Origin of the sequence: Streptomyces sp. NPDC002701 (genome assembly GCF_042889045.1) — a bacterium.
In the GTDB taxonomy this organism is placed as follows: domain Bacteria; phylum Actinomycetota; class Actinomycetes; order Streptomycetales; family Streptomycetaceae; genus Streptomyces.
Map to the genome: position 1 here is coordinate 13196 of NZ_JBIAQL010000022.1, position 17943 is coordinate 31138.

17 protein-coding genes and 2 pseudogenes are annotated in these 17943 nt (G+C 69.0%); 7 read left to right on the top strand and 12 right to left on the bottom strand.

The features are described from left to right. The first annotated feature begins 27 nt into the window (after window positions 1–27). Window positions 28–501 carry an ATP-binding protein gene (locus ACFYXC_RS34780; protein ID WP_389556315.1) on the top strand — a complete coding sequence of 158 codons (474 nt, stop codon included), beginning with the start codon at window positions 28–30 and terminating at the stop codon, window positions 499–501. Between the two features lie 147 nt (window positions 502–648). Here the strand turns inward: ACFYXC_RS34780 and ACFYXC_RS34785 are convergent, their stop codons facing one another. Both ACFYXC_RS34785 and ACFYXC_RS34790 read right to left on the bottom strand, forming a co-directional pair. Continuing rightward, on the bottom strand, window positions 649–1194 hold the full coding sequence (locus tag ACFYXC_RS34785; RefSeq protein ID WP_388923418.1) for a hypothetical protein: 546 nt from the start codon (window positions 1192–1194) through the stop codon (window positions 649–651). Window positions 1195–1564: 370 nt separating this feature from the next. Beyond that, entirely contained in the window at window positions 1565–2164 is a 600-nt protein-coding gene (locus ACFYXC_RS34790) for a MarR family winged helix-turn-helix transcriptional regulator (RefSeq protein ID WP_389556316.1), read from the bottom strand. Between the two features lie 130 nt (window positions 2165–2294). Here ACFYXC_RS34790 and ACFYXC_RS34795 point away from each other — a divergent pair, with 130 nt between their 5' ends. After that, window positions 2295–3266, top strand: coding sequence for an aldo/keto reductase (locus ACFYXC_RS34795; RefSeq protein ID WP_389556318.1), 972 nt, complete (start codon window positions 2295–2297; stop codon window positions 3264–3266). A 102-nt stretch (window positions 3267–3368) separates the two neighbouring features. Beyond that, on the top strand, window positions 3369–4460 hold the full coding sequence (locus ACFYXC_RS34800; RefSeq protein WP_389556320.1) for a Gfo/Idh/MocA family protein: 1092 nt from the start codon (window positions 3369–3371) through the stop codon (window positions 4458–4460). A gap of 59 nt (window positions 4461–4519) precedes the next feature. On the opposite strand, the gene ACFYXC_RS34805 is transcribed toward ACFYXC_RS34800, so the two are convergent. From ACFYXC_RS34805 to ACFYXC_RS34830, 6 genes are all read right to left on the bottom strand, one after another. Continuing rightward, complete coding sequence (locus ACFYXC_RS34805; protein ID WP_389556322.1) at window positions 4520–4918, bottom strand: hypothetical protein; 399 nt, start codon at window positions 4916–4918, stop codon at window positions 4520–4522. Window positions 4919–5060: 142 nt separating this feature from the next. Next, window positions 5061–5777: a cation transporter gene (locus ACFYXC_RS34810; protein WP_389556324.1), complete on the bottom strand. Its 717-nt coding sequence runs from the start codon at window positions 5775–5777 to the stop codon at window positions 5061–5063. Beyond that, window positions 5777–6112 (bottom strand): ArsR/SmtB family transcription factor, encoded by a 336-nt coding sequence (locus ACFYXC_RS34815; RefSeq protein WP_388923401.1) that lies wholly within the window; start codon window positions 6110–6112, stop codon window positions 5777–5779. The genes ACFYXC_RS34810 and ACFYXC_RS34815 overlap by 1 nt, the downstream gene beginning before the upstream one ends. A gap of 518 nt (window positions 6113–6630) precedes the next feature. Then, window positions 6631–7425 (bottom strand): SDR family oxidoreductase, encoded by a 795-nt coding sequence (locus ACFYXC_RS34820; RefSeq protein WP_389556326.1) that lies wholly within the window; start codon window positions 7423–7425, stop codon window positions 6631–6633. A 655-nt stretch (window positions 7426–8080) separates the two neighbouring features. After that, window positions 8081–9199 (bottom strand): fatty acid desaturase family protein, encoded by a 1119-nt coding sequence (locus ACFYXC_RS34825; protein WP_389556328.1) that lies wholly within the window; start codon window positions 9197–9199, stop codon window positions 8081–8083. Window positions 9200–9206: 7 nt separating this feature from the next. Next, entirely contained in the window at window positions 9207–10265 is a 1059-nt protein-coding gene (locus ACFYXC_RS34830) for a ferredoxin reductase (protein ID WP_389556329.1), read from the bottom strand. Between the two features lie 86 nt (window positions 10266–10351). On the opposite strand from ACFYXC_RS34830, the gene ACFYXC_RS34835 reads away from it, so the two are divergent. Together ACFYXC_RS34835 and ACFYXC_RS34840 are read left to right on the top strand one after the other, a co-directional pair. Beyond that, entirely contained in the window at window positions 10352–11491 is a 1140-nt protein-coding gene (locus tag ACFYXC_RS34835; RefSeq protein WP_389556331.1) for a PucR family transcriptional regulator, read from the top strand. Window positions 11492–11848: 357 nt separating this feature from the next. Next, on the top strand, window positions 11849–13273 hold the full coding sequence (locus ACFYXC_RS34840; protein WP_389556333.1) for an amidohydrolase family protein: 1425 nt from the start codon (window positions 11849–11851) through the stop codon (window positions 13271–13273). Here ACFYXC_RS34840 and ACFYXC_RS34845 read toward each other — a convergent pair. After that, a pseudogene (locus tag ACFYXC_RS34845) lies at window positions 13219–13497 on the bottom strand (GNAT family N-acetyltransferase); the annotation flags it as partial. The gene ACFYXC_RS34840 and the pseudogene ACFYXC_RS34845 sit on opposite strands and share 55 nt — an antisense overlap. A gap of 184 nt (window positions 13498–13681) precedes the next feature. Between ACFYXC_RS34845 and ACFYXC_RS34850 the strand changes: the two are divergent. Next, window positions 13682–13972, top strand: coding sequence for an Atu4866 domain-containing protein (locus tag ACFYXC_RS34850; RefSeq protein WP_389556334.1), 291 nt, complete (start codon window positions 13682–13684; stop codon window positions 13970–13972). A 140-nt stretch (window positions 13973–14112) separates the two neighbouring features. On the opposite strand, the gene ACFYXC_RS34855 is transcribed toward ACFYXC_RS34850, so the two are convergent. Together ACFYXC_RS34855 and ACFYXC_RS34860 are read right to left on the bottom strand one after the other, a co-directional pair. Continuing rightward, complete coding sequence (locus ACFYXC_RS34855) at window positions 14113–15036, bottom strand: aminoglycoside phosphotransferase family protein (RefSeq protein ID WP_389556336.1); 924 nt, start codon at window positions 15034–15036, stop codon at window positions 14113–14115. 178 nt (window positions 15037–15214) lie between these two features. Then, a complete protein-coding gene (locus ACFYXC_RS34860; protein ID WP_389556337.1) occupies window positions 15215–16165 on the bottom strand; it encodes an NADP-dependent oxidoreductase in 951 nt (316 codons plus the stop codon). An 82-nt stretch (window positions 16166–16247) separates the two neighbouring features. Here ACFYXC_RS34860 and ACFYXC_RS34865 point away from each other — a divergent pair, with 82 nt between their 5' ends. Continuing rightward, on the top strand, window positions 16248–16820 hold the full coding sequence (locus ACFYXC_RS34865) for a TetR/AcrR family transcriptional regulator (protein ID WP_389556339.1): 573 nt from the start codon (window positions 16248–16250) through the stop codon (window positions 16818–16820). Window positions 16821–17072: 252 nt separating this feature from the next. Here ACFYXC_RS34865 and ACFYXC_RS34870 read toward each other — a convergent pair. Beyond that, window positions 17073–17396: pseudogene (locus tag ACFYXC_RS34870) on the bottom strand (helicase); the annotation flags it as partial. Between the last annotated feature and the right edge of the window lie 547 nt (window positions 17397–17943).

Sequence of the window (17943 nt, forward strand, 5' to 3'; positions counted from 1 at the left end):
CGCTCAAGGGTGGAAAGGGGGCAGAAGGTGGACACGGTGGAGTCGGTGAAATCCGGCCCCGAGGACGAGGGTGAGGACCATGTGATGACCGGTGCCCCTCCGATCCGGGACAGTGTGGCCCTGACCGGTGACAGCTCCGTCATCGCCCGGGCCCGTCACCGGGCGGCGGATTTCCTCGTGGGCGTGCGGATGGAGCACGGTCTGCCGGTGTCGGCGCGAGCGATGGACCTGACCCAGCTGGTGGTCAGCGAGTTGGTCACGAACGCGTGCAAGTACGCGTGTGGGCCGGTGCTGATGGATCTGCGGATCACGGGCGCCGGGGAACTGGTGGAGGTGGTGGTGTGGGACAGCGATCCGGTGCTGCCGGCGGTCCGGGCCGCTGACGCCGGCAGGGTGGGGCAGCACGGCCTGGAGATCGTCATGGCCGTCGCGCAGGGCTTCGAGATCCAGCGGGAGCCGGTCGGTAAACGCGTCACCGCCCGGATCGCTCTGCTGGATTGATCCCGGCGGGTACGTCGAGGGATGCCGCCCCCGGACAGCCGACTGTCAGCGCGGGGCCATGCACCACGGCGCTGCCACAAGCGGGACCGGGACGGAAGCTCTGGTCCGCAACTGGCTGGTGCCGGCGCAGGAGCGGGGATTGGAGACTCACCCGGAGAGCTCGGCCTGCCACGGCCGTGGCCACTGCCCCGACGGTGGCGGATCTCCCGCAATGCCCAGGTCACGCCGCGCGCTCTCGTAGAAGGCATCACGTGCCGCACTCGCCAGCTGATGGGCCTTGGTCCACATCTGGGGGTCGACTGGCTCCTCCCGTACGAGCAACTCGATGGTCCAGATCGTCTCGTGCCAGCGCCGCGCCGCTGCGATCGTCGCCGCGTCCCCGACGAGCAGGACGGACTCCCACTCCGTGGCGCGGTGGGACTCCGCGTCGGCGAGGAGAGGCAACCCATCGGCCGGCGACAACGGATGGGCCACGTCCGCGTATCCCAGGGCGGCGCCGATGCGCTGGGTGAGGCGAAGCTGCGCCTTGAGAGCATTGGCGTAACTGCCGTACGTCTCGAAGCGTTTCTCGTCCCATCGCTCCTCCCGCTGCCGCTTCCACCGTCGACGCTCGGTCAAGCTCTGTACCGCGTACGAACCGAGCGTACCGACCACGACGCCTATCAGAGCGGGCAGTTGATCCACGAGCGCCACAGTTCCTCCTTCGCCGCATGCCTGCCGCCGCACGTTCATCGCTCTGCGACCGGGAACCCCTACCCATCTTCACTGTGAAGCACCTCGGCTCGGTGGGACGCTGAACGGTGCCTACAGCACGGGAGGAACCTGTTGCAACCTTGGCCCGGGGCTCGCGCGAGCATGCCAGGGGAGTGCGGGAACACCACCGAGAACCATGCCGACAGAAGGCGGCGGCGCTCCTCCCCGCGACCCGCCTCGGCAACGACCTGCTCGACCAGCTCAGGCGGCCACGACCGGGGCACGTTCCCCGGCCCCACCCCCGACCGTTCCAGACGCGATACCGACACGAACGGCCCAAGCCCTGCAAGGCGCCAAAGCAACGCCACTGTCACGCCTGACGCGAGGGCCCGTTCCCACGGTTGATGGCAGCTTCCACCGCAGTGCCGATGCGGCGCAACGCTGCCAGGTCACGGGGCTCAAGCTCGTCCATCAGGTACTCGCGGACCGCTGCGACGTGTCCCGGTGCCGCTGCCACGACCACCTGACGGCCGGCCTCGGTCAGCGTCGCGACGGTACGCCTGCCGGGGCCCGGAATCCGAGCCCGCTCGATCAGCCCACGCTTCTCCAGCCGGCCGACGACATGCGAGAGCCGTGACAGTGACGCCGACGTCCTGGCGGCGAGTTCGCTCATCCCCAGCGTGCGTTCCGGCTGCTCGGACAGCACCGACAGCACCATGTACTCGAAGAACGTCAGTTGCGATTCGCGCTGCATCCGCGAGTCCAGGGCAGCCGGCAGACTGATCATGATCGCGGAGTTCGCCAGCCATGCCGCCAGTTCGTCGGGGCTCAGCCAGCGCGTCTCGGCGGCCGGCCCGGTGGGCGCATCGGCCGGCTTCCCCGTTCCGGATGCTTCTGTTCCGGACGCTTCCGTCACGGACCCCTCCGTCCCTTCAGCAGGATCGCTCGCGGGTTCCTTCGTCGTGGCCATGTCTACCACTCTACCGCCTTTCTTGACGCATCAAGTACGATGTGTTTCGATGTTGACGCGTCAAGTTCTAACCTTTCCCCGAGTCCAGGGGGAGGTGTGACGCAGATGGCCGACCGAAGGAGGGACCAGGATGCGGACCACGTATCTGGGCAGGCTCAAGGTGCCGCGTATCGGCCTGGGGGCGATGGGCATGTCGGCGTTCTACACAGGCGCGGGCCGCGACGAGGAGGAAGCCGTACGCACCATCCGTCGTGCCCTGGACCTGGGCGTCACACATCTGGACACCGCCGAGGTGTACGGGCCCTACGTCAACGAGGAACTGGTGGGCCGCGCCGTCGGGGCCCGGCGGGACGAGGTGGTTCTCGCGACCAAGTTCGGCCTCGTCTCCCACACCGGGCGAACGGGTCCGGACAGTACCCCCGCCAACGTCCGCGCGGCTGTCGACGGCTCCCTGCGGCGGCTCGGAACCGACCGCATCGACCTCTACTACCAGCATCGAGTTGACCCCCGCACTCCGATCGAGGAGACGGTGGGAGCGCTGAAGGAACTGGTGAGCGCGGGCAAGGTGCTGCACATCGGACTGTCGGAGGCATCCGCAGCGACGATCCGCCGGGCGCATTCGATTCACCCGCTGGCCGCCGTCCAGAGCGAGTACTCACTGTGGACCCGTGACCCGGAGGCCGAGGTCCTGCCCACGCTGCGGGAGTTGGGGATCGGGTTCGTTCCCTACTCGCCTCTCGGACACGGTTTCCTCACGGGCGACATCCGCTCTCTCGACGGACTGGATGCCGGCGACTGGCGCCGTACGAACCCGCGGTTCACCGGCGAGAACTTCACTCGGAACCTGCGCATCGCCGACGAGGTCCGCGAGGTCGCCGACGAGGTCGGCGCGACGTCCGCGCAGGTCGCTCTGGCCTGGCTGCTCGCACAGGGGGACGGCATCGCGCCCATTCCGGGCACCAAGCGTGTCGACCGACTCGAGGAGAACAGCGGTGCTGACGGCATCCGGCTCACCGTCGATCAGATCTCGCGTCTTGACAGCCTGAGGCCGGCGTCCGGCGACCGCCATGCACAGGCCGACATGGCTGCCGTCGACCTCTGAGAGCGTCTCGAGCGCGACCAGGTACCAGCTGACAGACCTACGTAATAGGCGGTACGGAATTGCCGTACCGCTGTCGCAAGCCGTTGAACGGAGTATCGCAGCATGTCGAGCAATCAGATTCGGGTGGGCATCATCGGCGCCGACACTCGGGCCAGTTGGGCGGGCGCGTCGCATGTTCCCGCGCTGGCGGCCCAGTCCCAGTTCACCCTGGCAGGCGTGGCGACCCGGCACGAGGAGAGCGCCCGCCGCGCCGCTGAGACCTTCGGCGCCAAGCGCTGGTTCGCCGATCCGTTCGCGCTCATCCACGATCCGTCCATCGACCTCGTCACCGTCGCGGTCAAGGTGCCGGCCCACCGTGAACTGGTACTCGCGGCCCTCGCGGCCAATAAGGCCGTGTACTGCGAATCCCCTCTCGGCACGACCCCGGCGCAGACCGAAGAAATGGCTGCCTCGACCGGTTCACTGCACACGGCGATCGGACTTCAGGGCCGGCAGAACCCCTCGGTACGCCGTGCGGCCGAAGTCGTCACCCAGGGCCGGCTCGGTCCGCTGCTCTCGGCCCGAGTCACCGCGACCACCTTCGGAAACGGACCTGAGTCGGTGAGCGCGTACGAGTACTTCGACAAGACAGCTGCGGGAGCCGGCTTCCTCACCATCGCCGCTGCGCACGTTCTGGATGTCATCGAAGCCGTTCTCGGGGACATCACCGAAATCGACGCCCGCACGGAACTCCTCTGGCCGGAAGTCAAGTTGGTCGACACCGGCGCGACGACCGTCCGGGAGGTCCCGGACCATCTCGACACCATCGTGAAGACCTCGTCCGGTGCCCCGGTGGGAGTGCAGATCCTGGCCGGCGTGCCGGTGCCGGACGCCCACTTCAGCCTGGAGGTCCGTGGATCGGACGGCTGGCTGAAGCTGACCGGCAAGCACCCTGCGGGCGTTCAGGTCGGCGACCTCGCGCTGTCGTCGAGCGTGGACTTCGACCCGCCGGACAGACCCGTCGCCACCGGCACCGGACCCACCGCCGCTGACATCTGGACGGGCGCATCCATCAACGTCGGCGAGGTCTACGCCAGCCTGGCCCGCGACATCACCAACGGGACCCACCACACCCCGGGGTTCCAGCATGCCGCGCACAACAGCCGCCTCATCGCCCGAGTGGAACAGGCCGCTCGTACCGGCGTCCGGAGCTGACCGTACCGCCGTGTGAGCGCGCCGATGTCAAGGCGAGGACGAGCTGCGCGCTCCCGCCGTCAGGGAAGGCTGAGGGGGACAGTGATGGCGAGGTGGCCGTCGCTGTCCGGCAGCGGAGGGCTGAGGGCGTCCATGCAGGTGGCCAGGGAACCGATCACCCGCTGGGTGAAGTCCTCGTCCGCGGTGGCCGTGCCGTGCGGGGCGAGCCGGTATTCGTCCTCTGTCGGCGGGTTGCCGCCGAGATAGCGGGCCGTATCGGTGCTGACGGCCCAGCAGGCCAGCGACACCTTCGCCTGATGATTCGTCGTCTGCCGCACCCGGATGTGGGCGCACAAGGTGAAGCCGTCGCCGCCCAGGGTGACGGTGTCGTCGAGTTCATGATGGGGCGAGCACCGTGTCATCAGTTCGCGTACCGCCGGTTGTACGACGCTGATCGCCATGGGCTCGGCATAGACCATACGTAAGCCTCCTCGTCTTGGGCGCTGGCAGCATCGCATGCGGCGGCGGGCCGCGACCAGAGTGCCACCACGGCGAAAGGCCCGGTCCCCTGCCGCACCGAACTCGGCTCGGTGCCTAGGCCCTTGTGGTGGGTGGAAGGGTTCAGCAGCAGTCGCAGCCGGGGTGGCAGCCGCAGGCGTTCGCGTCGGTGGACGGCTCTGCCGCAACCGTGGCCGTGGGGGCGCAGCAGCCCTTGCCCTGCCAGGCGTCGCGGCCTTCCTTCGCCGCGATGGCGGCGATGAGGAGGGCGGCGATCGGGTCGGCCCAGGACCAGCCAAGGGTGGCGTTGAGTGCCAGGCCGACCAGGAGGACGGCGGAGAGGTAGGTGCACAGCAGCGTCTGCTTGGAGTCGGCGATGGCGCTGGCGGAGCCGAGTTCGCGTCCGGCTTTGCGCTGGGCTGCGGACAGGAACGGCATCACGGCCAGGGAAAGAGCGGCGATGATGATGCCGGGGATGGAGCGTTCCGCCTCGCCGGTGCCGGTCAGGGCGCGGGCGGCGTCGAGGGTGACGTATGCGGCGAGCGTGAAGAAGGAGACGGCGATGATCCGCAGGGTGGTCTTCTCGCGGGCCTCGCGCACGGCGTGCTCACGGGCGGAGAACTGCCAGGCGACCGCGGCGGCGGAGGAGACCTCGATGACCGAGTCGAGGCCGAAGCCGATCAGGGCCGTGGAGGAGGCGATCGTGCCGGCGGTGATGGCGACGATCGCCTCGATGACGTTGTAGGTGATGGTCGCGGCGACCAGCAGCCGTATCCGCCTGGCCAGGGCTTCGCGGCGGGCCGGGCCGGGAGCGAGGGATATGGAGAGGTCCGCGGTCATCAGCAGCAGCCCTTGTCGTCGGCGTCCGCGCAGGTGCGGTCGCTCTCGACGGCGACCACGGCGGTGCGCAGATCGTCCAGCGCGTGTCCGAGCCGCTCGTCGGCCAGCTCGTAGCGGGTGCGGCGCCCGTCCGGGACGGTGACGACCAGGCCGCAGTCGCGCAGGCACGCCAAGTGGTTCGACAGCCGGGTGCGGGAGATGCCGAGGGCGTCGGCGAGGTCGGCCGGATAGGCCGGGGCGTCGCGCAGGGCGAGCAGGATGCGGCAGCGGATCGGGTCGGCGAGCGCGCGGCCGAAGCGGGCCAGCACCTCGATGTCGGAGGCAACAGTCAGCACACCACGACAGTACACAACTTCATGAATTCAGGGAATCGTGGATCATTGCCTGATGGCTCGCAGCATCCCTGATCACTGTGGGGTGAAGGCGCCTCGGGCTCTGGTGTCGTCGATACGCACCCGGTCGGCGAGCTGGGCCAGGATCTGCTCCGGCTACAGACCGGTAGGGGCAACGATCGCACGCAGTCGACGGCCGGCACCGGCAGGCAGCCGCACCGGCGTCGTCAGCTCGTCGCGCGCCTCCTGCCACTCCTATCTCGCGCCGCTGCGCTTTCGCGACTTCGTCCGCGCCGGACTGCAGCACACAGTGAACGGCACTCCCGTCGGCGCTCTCCGGCGACCGGACTCCTCCGCTGCACTGGCTGACCTCGCCGGGCCAGCGGGCGACAGGCCGATGTTCGCACCCGTGCCGGACGGCTTACGCCTTCGGCGCCGCGACGCGGGCCGCCCGCGCAGCCGGCCGGATCGGGTACGGGGCGACAAGGCGAGCCGAAGTCACGGCATCGCCTTCAGGCGGTCTACGCGGTTGTGGCGATGCCGCCGTCGACGGGGATCACAGTGCCCGTGAGGTATGCGCCTGCCCGGCTCGCGAGGAACACGGCGACACCCGCCATGTCGTCGTCGCGGCCAATCCGGCGCAGTGGCGCCGACGCCGCGATCGCCTCGCCGAACTCATCGAGGGTCGCAGCCATCATCGTCGACGGGAACGGTCCGGGTGCCACGGCGTTCACCGTGACGTGCTGCGGTCCTAGTTCCTTGGCGAGCACTCTGGTGAGGTGATGCAGTCCCGCCTTGCTGCTGGAGTACGAGTAGTTGGGCCGCTGGGGGATGTGGATGGCGGCGATGCTGCCGATGTTGATGATCCGCGCGGGATCGTCGGCGGTGCCCGCCTTGCGAAGTGCGGGCAGCAGCGCCTGGACCAGCCAGAACGGCGACTTCAGGTTGAGGTCGACGACCGTGTCCCAGGCCGCGTCCGGGAATGTCTCCAGCGGCTCGTCCCACAGGGCGCCCGCGTTGTTCACGAGGATGTCGAGACGCTCCGAGTCGGCGGTGACGAGGTCGGTCAGCCGCCGACACTCGTCGTGACGGGACAGGTCGGCGGGGATGGCCCGCACCTCACCGAATGGGGACAGCTGTTCCTGCGCCTGGGCGCACGCTTCTGCGTTGCGTGAGCTGATGACCACGCGGACGCCCGCTTGGAGGAGGCCACGCGCGATCATCATCCCGATGCCTCTGGTGCCACCGGTGACGAGCGCGCGCTTTCCGCGCAGATCGAAGAGTTCTGCGTGCGTGGTGAATTGCTTGTCTGCCACTTGCCGTCTTTCGCGTTGGTCGTGCGGGACACCGGCGAGACTCTGTTGATACCGGCATGCCCTCGACGCTATGGCCCTGGCGTGCACTCCAAGCAAGCGGAACAGGTAAGAAATCCGCAGGGTGCTCCCGCGGGGCGGCGTCCGCACCTCTGGGTGCTGTCGAGCCGCGTGGCCGCGCGGGCATGGCCTCAACTGTCTGGGTACCGCTGTGCGGCATGGGCCTCTGCCCGACGAGTAAGAGGCCACCTGTGACGCTGCCGGCATCAGTGGGCCTCTTCAGCGTCGCCGCTCCAGGGTGAGAATGGCCTTGCGATCAGCGCTTGACGTTTTGGGCCGCGCCGGTCGGCCAGGACCTGCTGTCCGGCTGCGCCGAACAGGCCGCCGCGGCCCGGGTGCGCTGGACGTGCTGCTGCGCCTGGACCCGCGACAGCCGGCGTCCCGACCCCTCGCCGGTGTCCGCTCGCTGCTCCGTACGTCACCGCGCCGGCCCTCGTCCGGGACGGCGCCCGGGTAGGGGGGCGTGGGTTGGCGGGCGGCCTGCTGGGTGGGCAGGCCCCCTCCTGCGGGCGGCTCCTGACGAGGACTGGTGTCGGTGGCCGCGGGACTGCTGAAGGACGTGGTGGACGCCGAGCACGCAGGGCACCGGTGCCAGGAATCAGGCCGCGAGAAGCTCCTGCTCGCGCTCCGGCGTCTTGGCCTTCGGCTTCTTGTTCGGCAGCGAGAGCCGGAAGACCTTGTGCCACGCGGAGAACACCTGCTTGGGCAGCGACCCGGTGACGTACTCCAGCTCGTACTTCTCGAACAGCGCGCGCACCTTCACCGAGACCTCGGCGTACCGGTTGCTCGGCAGGTCCGGGAACAGGTGGTGCTCGATCTGATGGGACAGGTTGCCGGTCATGAAGTGCATGGCCTTGCTGCCACTGATGTTCGCCGAGCCCATCATCTGGCGCAGGTACCACTGGCCGCGCGTCTCGCCCTTGATCGACCGGCGCTCGAAGACCTGCACGCCCTCGGGGAAGTGCCCGCACATGATCACCGAGTGGGACCAGAGGTTGCGTACCAGGTTCGCGGTGAACGTGGCGGCGAGCGTGTTGAGGAACGACGGGCCCGACAGCAGCGGGTGGATCACGTAGTCCTTGAGCACCTGCTTGCGGATCTTGCGGCCCACGGCCCTGGCCCGCGCGCGGAACTCCGGGTTGTTGCGGCGGCGCTTGTGCAGGTTCTTGCCGAGCTCCAGGTCGTACGCCGCGATGCCGTACTCGAAGAAGCAGGCGTTGATGAAGTTCCACAACGGCTGGCCGAGGTGGAACGGGTGCCACTTCTGGTCCTCGTCGACGCGCATGATGCCGTAGCCGAGGTCGTTGTCCTTGCCGATCACGTTGGTGTACGTGTGGTGCAGCTCGTTGTGCGAGTGCTTCCACTGCTCGGACGGTGAGACGTGATCCCACTCCCAGGTGGTGGAGTGGATCTTCGGGTCCCGCATCCAGTCCCACTGTCCGTGCAGGACGTTGTGACCGATCTCCATGTTGTCCATGATCTTCGCCACGGACAGACCGGCGGTGCCGAGCAGCCACGCGGGCGGGAAGATCGAGAACAGCAGCACGCCTCTGCTGACCAGTTCGAGCTTGCGCTGCGCCGAGATGACCTTGCGGATGTAGGCGGCGTCCTTCTCGCCGCGGTCGGCGATCACCTCGTCGCGGATCGCGTCCAGTTCGCGGCCGAGTTCCTCGATCTGCTCCGCGGTCAGGTGGGCGGTGGGGTCGATGGCGGTCAAGGTGCTCCTACCGTTCGATGTCACATGGGCCCGCCGCTGCGGACACGCAGGTCTGGATGAGGACGCCCGGCTCGGCCTCGGTGATCTCGCCGGTGCGCAGGTCGCGGACGGCGCCGGTCTTGAGGGGCGTGACGCAGCCGAAGCAGATGCCCATGCGGCACCCGGAGGGCATGAGTACGCCGGCCTCCTCGCCGATGTCCAGCAGCGGCGTGGCGCCGTCGGCGTCGACGGTCTTGCCGGTGGCGCTGAACGTGACCTCGCCACCGCCGTCGCCGGCGACGACGATGCTGGGGCGGAAGCGCTCGGTGTGCAGGCGCTCCTGCACGCCGTGCTCGGCCCAGTGCTTCTCGGCGGCGTCGAGCAGGCCCGCGGGCCCGCAGGCCCAGGTCTCGCGCTCGGCCCAGTCGGGCACGAGTTCGCCGAGACGGGCGATGTCGAGCATGCCGTCGGTGTGGGTGTGCACCTCGGTGAGCCGCAGCTTCTTGTCCGCGACCAGGCCGTGCAGTTCGTCGCGGAAGATCACGTCGTGCGGCTGTGGCGCGCAGTGGACCATGACGACGTCGTCGAGTTCGCTGTCGCGCAGCATGCCCATCACGGGTGTGATGCCGCTGCCGGCCGTCAGGTAGAGCACCTTGGCGGGCTTGGCCTGCGGCAGCACGAAGTCACCGGTCGCCTGGTCGAGCTGGATCAGGGTGCCCGGTTTCGCCCTGCGGACCAGGTGGTTGCTGACCTTGCCGTCCGGGATCGCCTTCACGGTGATCGTGAGGCGGCCGTCCCGGCGGTTCGTCGGCGAGGTGATGGAGTAGGCCCGCCACAGGCGCACCCCGTCGACGTCGACCCCGATCCGCACGTACTGACCGGCTGTGTGGCCGCGCCACCCCCGTCCCGGCCTGATCACGACAGTCGCGGCGTCACCCGTCTCGGGGTGCACGGCCTCGATGCGCCCACGCAGGTCGGCGCTCGCACGCAGCGGGCTGACCAGGTCGAGGTAGTCCGACGGCAGCAGTGGCGTCGTGACCATCTCCAGCAGTTTCCACGCTCTGCTGCGTAGGGCGGTACTCGTCATGACTCCAGCTTGCTGCGCCACAGGGCGTAAAGTCCTGACCGCAGGATGTGAATCTGGTCGGCTGAATTGTTCGCAGGGAACAAAACGTGAACCATGCAATCCGGAAGGCCAGCGAGCTGGCCCTCGACGAGACGACGGTCACCGCGCTGCGGGCCGCGCTGAGGACCACCGCCGAGGAGGTCGTCCAGGCGATCATCGACGAGGTCCCTTCCTACGCCAACGCCCTTTCGGGCCGCATGGGCGGCACCATCCGACGAGCCGTCCGTACCGCTCTGGGGCACTACCTGGACCTCGCGAGCGGGAACGCCACAGGCGGTGACGCCGGTGACGCAGCCTACGAACTGGGCCGCGGCGAGGTGCGCGACGGCCGTTCGATGGACGCTCTGCTCAGCGCCTACCGCGTCGGCGCCCGCGTGGCCTGGCGGTGCCTGGCAGCGGGTGCCGTACCCGCGGGTCTGCCCGCCACCGACGTCGCCAAGTTCGCCGAGCTGACCTTCGCCTACATCGACGAGCTGTCCGCCGCCAGCGCCGCGGGCCACGCCGACGAACTGGCCGCCCGGGGCAGGGCCCACGAGCGCCACCTGGAACACCTGGCCCGCGACCTCCTCGCCGGCGCGAGCCCGGATGTGCTGCTGACCTCCGCGCAACGGGCCGGGTGGCAGCCTCCGGTTTCGCTGACCGCGGTTCTGCTGCCCGCCGCCCAGGCCCGGCCAGCCTACCGCGCGCTCGACCCGAGCACCCTCGTCCTCGACGATCTGCCGGACGCCACGGGTGTGTTGCTCGTCCCCGATGCCGACCGGCCGCACCTCTTGCGGCAGTTGACCGGCCGCACCGCCGTGGTCGGCCCGGCCCGGCCATGGACCCGTGCGAGCGCCTCGTACGCACGAGCCATACGCGCGCGCTCCCTCTCGCCCGACATTCGCGACACCGAGGACCACTTGCCCGAGCTGGTGCTGAGCGCGGATGTGGACGCGTTCGCAGACCTGCGTGCCCGAGCCCTCGCGCCATTGCGGACCTTGCCCGACGCGACCGCACGGCGGCTGGAGGAGACGTTGCGGGCGTGGCTGTTGCACCAGGGCAGGCGGGAGGAGGTGGCGGCGGCGTTGTTCGTCCATCCCCAGACGGTCCGGTACCGGATGTCGCAGCTACGAGAGCTGTTTCCGGATCTCGCATCGCCACACCGGGTCCTTGAACTGACGCTGGCGGTCGGTCTCCAGGCCGACTGACACGTACTTCGACCGCCCAGAACCGCGTTCGCAGGCGGTCCAGCTCGACGGGATGCGGTGGACGATGCACACCGGCTCGCGCGTCGACGCGCCTACCGGACCTCTGGTCGGTGATCTGGGCTGCTATGCCCTGGAGAGCGGCGTCCATGGCGTCGCGGAGGACGTTGTCCTGGCACGATCTGACCCGCGGGGCCGCGATCGCTCGGCGTCCGAGAACCGGCCGTCGTCTTCCTGGGTGCGGCGTTCCCAGGTGAACGGCGGCCTGGTGTGGGGATGCGGGGGCGACGACTGTGGTTGCAGCGCCGAACCGTTTCGGGGGTCGGCGGTCTCCTTCCCCTTCGAGAATGGATGTGTGCCATGTACCTCGACGATTCCGTACGCAAGGGCCTGCTGGACCGGCTGCGCGCTTCGGCCGGTGACCGTGGCCGACGTGTTCTGCTCACGGGTGCCACGGTGGTCACGATGGATCCGTCACTGGGTGTGCTGCCCACCGGTGATGTGCTGCTGGAGGACGACGTGATCGCCGCGGTGGGTGAGGACCTGCGATCGCAGGGCGCCGAGACGGACGCGGTGGTGATCGACGCGTCGGGCTGCATCGTGGCGCCGGGGTTCGTGGACACCCACCGGCACGCCTGGGAAACGCAGTTGCGCCGCGTCATGCCGGACGTCGACGACCTGGGCGGCTATGTCACCACCACCCTGCTGGGGTACGCGCCGGTGTACCGGCCGCACGACATGTACGTCGGCACCCGGCTGGCGGCCCTGACGGCGCTCGACAGCGGCATCACCACCATGCTCGACTTCTCCCACAACTCGCGCACGGCCGCTCACTCCGACGCCGCGGTGCGGGCGCTGGTGGACTCGGGTATCCGGGGCGTGCACGCGGCGATGGCCCCACACTTCGGCGACTGGGACAAGCAGTGGCCCGCGGACGTGGGGCGGCTGCAGAAGGAGCACGGCAACCGCCTGCTCACCTTCCGCATCGCAGCTCTGGCGACGGGTGAGATCGCCGGCCCGGACCTGGAGTACGGCCCGCGGCTGGCTGCGGCGGCCCGCGAGCTGGGTGTCGCGGTGAGCGTGGACGCGGTCTTCGGGCCGGCGTCGTCGCAGGCGATCCTGGAGTGGGAGCGGCAGGGGCTGCTGGGCCCGGACCTGACGCTCATCCACTCCACCGGTCTGACCCCGGACGCGTGGCGGGCCATCGGCGACAGCGGGACGACGATCGCGCTGGCGCCCACCTCGGACGCGCAGATCGGCCTGGAGTCGGCCATCCCCGCGATCGACGAGGCACTGACGGCCGGAGTGCGGCCAGGGCTCAGCATCGATGTGGAGGTCGCCCTGGCCAGCGACATGTTCACCCAGATGCGGGCGCTGCACGCGATCCAGCGGATGCGCGCGGTGAACGCCGCCTACGGGACGGATGCCGAGCCGCGCCGGATCAGCACGTCCGACGTGCTGGACTTCGCCACGCTGCAAGGGGCCCGGACGAACGGGCTGGGCGAGGTGACGGGTTCGCTGACACCGGGCAAGCAGGCCGACGTACTCGTCATCCGCGCCGAGGACGTCAACAACATGCCGCTGAACGACGCGGTGGGCACGCTGGTGCTGGGTACCGACGCCCGCAACGTCGACACCGTCTTCGTCGCAGGCCAGGTGCGCAAGTGGGGCGGGCTACTCCTGGACGTCGACCTCGCCGCCCTGCGCGAGGAGGTCGCTGCCTCCCGTGATTACGTCCTGGGTGCCGGTGCCGGTGCCGGTGCCGGTGCGGGTGCCGGTGCCTGACCCGCGCCTGGCACCCGCACGTGCCGACGGCGCCTCCGCAGGGCGTGGCCGGTCCGGCTGCTGGTCGGACACAACGCGAAGCGCGCGCGGTCCTGTTGCGAAACCAGTTCCATGTGCTCCGGATGCTTGATCATCCAGCTGCGGACGAAGGGGCAGCAGGGGAGCACCTTGAGATCGCGTTCTTTGGCCGGATCGAGGGCGCTGTTCACGAGCAGACCTGCGAGGCCGCAGCCCGTTACGGATCAAGAGGCCCATCTCGTGCGGGAGTTCTCTGACTGGATCCTCACGCCGGTCGACGCTGCGGCGGCGGACGCATCCTGAACGCCGCCCACTGCTGAGCCTGGGTGCTGCACACCCAGGAGATCCGCGGCCTGGTACCCGGAGGTGACACGGGCGAACGTGGATGTCATGAATACGCATGACACCCCTTCTCCCGTCCCGCACCCCTACGTCGGCATGTGGGTCACCGCCGACGGACACATCCGCCAGGAACTGCTGTCCAACGGCCGCTACGACGAAGCCCGCGGCACCCGGCGGAGTGCGTACACGGGCAACTACACCGTCACCGGCGACCACCTCGAGTACGTCGACGACACCGGCTTCACCGCTACCGGAGACGTCCGCAATGGCGTCCTTTACCACGAACACCTGGTCCTGCACCGAGAGGACGAGGTCCCGGCCCACGACGACGGCCGCTGAAGCAAGTGCGCCGGGCGCGCGTACATCTTTCTTGGGCATCGCCCCCTGCCCGCCTCGGAATGACCCGGGGTGCGTACGACGGCGTCCTTCGGCCCGGCCGGTGTCGGGCACGTCATCGGCTTCTTCACCGCAGGCAGTGTTCAGTGGCGGGACAGCGCCTCGGCCACGGTGGTTTGGGAGGGGTCGATGGTGATTCGCCCGTCCTCGATGTCCCACAGTGTGTTCTGCAGCAGCCGGGCCAGGGTCCAGCCGGCGGCGCGCTGGCGGTCCAGCCCGAGCGCCTCGGTCAGCAGATCGAAGCGGCGCCGCACCACCCGGGGAGTGTCCCCGGCGGCGTGGTGCTTCTCCCAGCCTGTGTCCAGCGCCGGCCACAGGTCGAAGCCCGGGTCGCCGATGAGGGGTTCGGGGTCGATGGCCAGCCATGGCTCGCGCTCGGCAGCGAGCACGTTGTCGTAGTGCAGGTCCCAGTGCAGCATCCGGTCGCCGGGCTCGCCGACCAGCTCGGTGACTGCCGATGCCCAGCTGCGCAGTCGCCGCCGGTCCTCGGGGTCCGGCATGGCGGCGACGGCCGTCGGCACGGACGCCAGCATGTCGCGCGCGACGTCACCGAGGCCGTGCAGGCCCTCGGGCGTCGGGACGGAGTGCAGCCGGGTCATCAGTCCGGCCAAGGTACTCATGGCCACGTCGTCATCCTCGACGGAAGCCAGGGTGCGTGAGCCGTCCAGGCGTTCCAGCAGTACGGCGCTGCTTTGCGGGTCGTGGTCGAGCAGCCGCACGATGCCGTCGCCGTTCCACGCCCGCAGCCCGATCAGTGCGGCGGTCGTCTCCTCGCGGGGCATCTGGAGTTTGAGCGCGGCGCGGGTGTCGTCCGTGCGGCGCACCGGCACAACCAGTGATGCCTCGCCGGACGCGATGCCGCCGTCGCGCTCCAGTTCCCATCGGTCGAGCAGCTCCGCCACCAGCGCGGGCAGCCGGGCGATCCACGTCCGTTCCTGTTCACCACCGTTCCTCGTGTATGACGCGACCAGGGCGTCAGGGACTTCGATACCCTGCGGCGAACTCATGGGGTTGTCCTTCCGGGGGAGTGGGCGTTCCACCGCGACCACCGGTGATACCGAGGGTCATGAGGGGGCTGCTTCGGGGATGCGGGGTTAGTAGGGATCCTGGTCGGGAACGGGTGCGGTCGCCGTGTGATCATCGGTGTGTGTGAACTTCTTCCGCCTGACCAGGCCGGCAAAGTGATCACAGGACGAGCATGAGCTTGCCGCCGGGGCGCCGGGCTTGGCTGAGCTTGGCCGCTTCCTGGATCTGTTCGAGGGTGTAGGTGCGGGCGACCGGTACGACCAGGATGCCTTCGCCGGCGAGCCTGGCGAACTCATTCATCTGGTCGTAGCGGATCTCGGTAGTGATCCGGACGCCCAGTTCGGCTGCGGCGGCGAAGTCCGAGACGGTGAGGACACGGCCGGGATCTCCGGTCAGCCCGATCAAGGTCGGTAGCGAGCCGCCGGCCGGACTGGGCTGGTCGACGCGGTCGATCCGGCCCCCGGCAGGCGTGGTGTCCAGGGCGCGGTCCACAGGGCCTGGGGTCAGGGCGCTGACGCGTTCAGCCATGCCCTCGCCGTAGGCGGTCACCCGGGCGCCGATCTCTTCCAGGGCGGCGGCCCGAGTCGGCCCGGCTGTGGCAATCACCCGTATACCCCGGTGCAGCGCGAAGCGCACCGCCGCCTCACCTACGGTGGTGCCCGCGCCATGGACGAGCAGCAGCTCACCCGGCTGAACTCCAAGGTCGTCGAGCGCGCGCCATGCCGTCTCGGCCGCCATCGGCAGCGCGGCGGCCTGCTCGGCGGTTACGCCCTCGGGAATGCGTGCCCAGGCCGGCATCAGTGCGTACTCGGCAGCGCCGGCCGTCGGGCCGTCGAAGGTGGCCGGGCCGAACACACGGTCGCCGATTCGGACGCCGTCGACGCCCTCGCCGAGCGCGTCGACGGTACCCGCGACCTCGAGGCCGAGACCGCGCGGCAGCGGCGGCAGATGGTCGGCGAGGAGACCGTCGACGACGTGCCAGTCGGCCGGCGTCAGGCCGCACGCCCGCACAGCGATCCGGATCTGGCCGGGTCCCGGCTCCGGCTGTGGGACGTCGCGGAGCAAGATCACGTCCGGGGAACCGAAGCGGTCGAACTGAAGAGCCTTCATGACGATCTCCCGGCTGATAACAGCATCTGTTGTCATTGACCGTATCAGTTGATAACAGCTCCTGTTGTCGTACGCTGTGGGTATGCCGCGATGGGAATCAGACGCACAGGGCCGGCTCGAACACGCGGCGCTCGAGCTGTTCGAGACGCAGGGGTTCGAGCGCACCTCGGTCGCGCAGATCGCAAGCACCGCCGGTCTGAAGGAGCGCTCCTTCTATCGCTACTTCCCCGACAAGCGGGAAGTCCTCTTCGCCGGCAACGAACTCGAGGCCCACCTCGTCGCCCAGGTCGAGGCAGCCGACCCGGGCCTCACCCCGATCGAGGCGCTGCTGACCGCGCTGGGAACCGCCGAGGAGATCTTCCGTCCACGCGAGTTCCTGCTGCGCCGGGGAAGAGTGATCGCCGCCAACCCGGCACTGGCCGAGCGCGATCTGATCAAGCTCGCCGACATCGGCGACGCGCTGGCACCGGCGCTCGAGCGCCGCGGCGTCGAGCCCGGGAAAGCTCGCTTCATCATTGACGTGGTACTGGCGATCCACCGGCGGGCCATGCCCCGCTGGCTAGCCGAGCCGGACACCACCCTCGCTCAGCTCATGGCTCAGGCCGCCGCCGAGCTGCGCGAAGTGGTCGCGCCACCAGCTCCGACGATCCGCTGAGTCGGCCGCAAACACGCCTCGCAATTAAGCGTGGAACCGGCTGTCCCGGAAACGGCCTTGGCCTGGTCGCGAACTGCACGTCCTCAGGTATCCCGGCCATACGGCGCCGCTCGGGGTCGTTGGACCAGGAGTGCTCGTCACCGATCGGCCCGAGGGCCTCCGTGATCCGCTGGACCTCGTGGCGCCATTGAGCGGCGTCGACACTGGCCACCCAGCCGGTCAGCAGTCCCGATCCGTCTTGGAGTACACCCGGACCTCGTGCCGTTCGGAGACGAGGTGGTCGCCGCACAGCCACGTCGACCAGACGTGGTTCAGGGGTACGTGGTGGTCGGCCTCGAGTTCGTAGGACTCGGCGTCGATCGAGGACGTCGACAGCTTGTCCGCAGCGGCCCAGGTCGACGTCCGGACGTCCTTCATGTACAGCTCGGCTGCCGCTCAGGGCAGCTCTTCTGTGAACGCGGCGGCTGCCTCGACCTTCTGGTCGAACGTCATGACCGTACGAAGGTTGTACGCGGCGGCGTGCTCCCGGAGCGCCAGGCGCCGGCCCCGCGCCCTTTTCGACGCCCGAAGCGTGGGATGGAGCTTGTTTCTGAACCTCGGATGCGTGACGAGCATCAGCCCTGCAAGGGTGGGGGAATGCCGACTCGTGGATATCTCAAGGTTCTGGCCCATGTTCTGTTCATCGTCGGCCTGGTCATGTTTTTCATCAACGCCGAGGCGGTCATGAACGGAAACGCCGTCGAGTGCGACGGCAGCCCGATGAGACCAGGTCAGTGGTGCACAAGCTTCAGCGGCGGCGGAAGCGTCAGCTACGACGAGGAGAAGAAGAACGAAGCCCGGGGTGAACTCGTCGGCTACGCCGGGGTTGGCCTCAGCATCCTTGGGATCGTTCTCTTCGTCGGCCACGGGATAACCGCGCGACGAAGTAGGCGATGACGCAGCGGCCAGCGGTTCGCACATCGGCAACGGTCAGGGTGACGGCTTCACGAACGGCGCACTTTCGGTCTGACGGGTCGGAGGACCCTCTGGCGTGTGCGAACGAGGTTCGAACGCAGATACTCAGGCAGCCAGGACCGGGCCTCGTTCCCATGCCTGGTACCCCCGGCCGAATTTGAGATCCGCG

What these genes read in the sequence shown, in the direction of transcription:
- ACFYXC_RS34790 (WP_389556316.1), bottom strand. Translation starts at nt 2,164, where the DNA reads ATGGCCACGACGAAGGAACCCGCGAGCGATCCTGCTGAAGGGACGGAG.
- ACFYXC_RS34795 (WP_389556318.1), top strand. Translation starts at nt 2,295, where the DNA reads ATGCGGACCACGTATCTGGGCAGGCTCAAGGTGCCGCGTATCGGCCTG.
- ACFYXC_RS34800 (WP_389556320.1), top strand. Translation starts at nt 3,369, where the DNA reads ATGTCGAGCAATCAGATTCGGGTGGGCATCATCGGCGCCGACACTCGG.
- ACFYXC_RS34805 (WP_389556322.1), bottom strand. Translation starts at nt 4,918, where the DNA reads ATGGTCTATGCCGAGCCCATGGCGATCAGCGTCGTACAACCGGCGGTA.
- ACFYXC_RS34810 (WP_389556324.1), bottom strand. Translation starts at nt 5,777, where the DNA reads ATGACCGCGGACCTCTCCATATCCCTCGCTCCCGGCCCGGCCCGCCGC.
- ACFYXC_RS34830 (WP_389556329.1), bottom strand. Translation starts at nt 10,265, where the DNA reads ATGACGAGTACCGCCCTACGCAGCAGAGCGTGGAAACTGCTGGAGATG.
- ACFYXC_RS34840 (WP_389556333.1), top strand. Translation starts at nt 11,849, where the DNA reads ATGTACCTCGACGATTCCGTACGCAAGGGCCTGCTGGACCGGCTGCGC.
- ACFYXC_RS34850 (WP_389556334.1), top strand. Translation starts at nt 13,682, where the DNA reads ATGAATACGCATGACACCCCTTCTCCCGTCCCGCACCCCTACGTCGGC.
- ACFYXC_RS34855 (WP_389556336.1), bottom strand. Translation starts at nt 15,036, where the DNA reads ATGAGTTCGCCGCAGGGTATCGAAGTCCCTGACGCCCTGGTCGCGTCA.
- ACFYXC_RS34860 (WP_389556337.1), bottom strand. Translation starts at nt 16,165, where the DNA reads ATGAAGGCTCTTCAGTTCGACCGCTTCGGTTCCCCGGACGTGATCTTG.
- ACFYXC_RS34865 (WP_389556339.1), top strand. Translation starts at nt 16,248, where the DNA reads ATGCCGCGATGGGAATCAGACGCACAGGGCCGGCTCGAACACGCGGCG.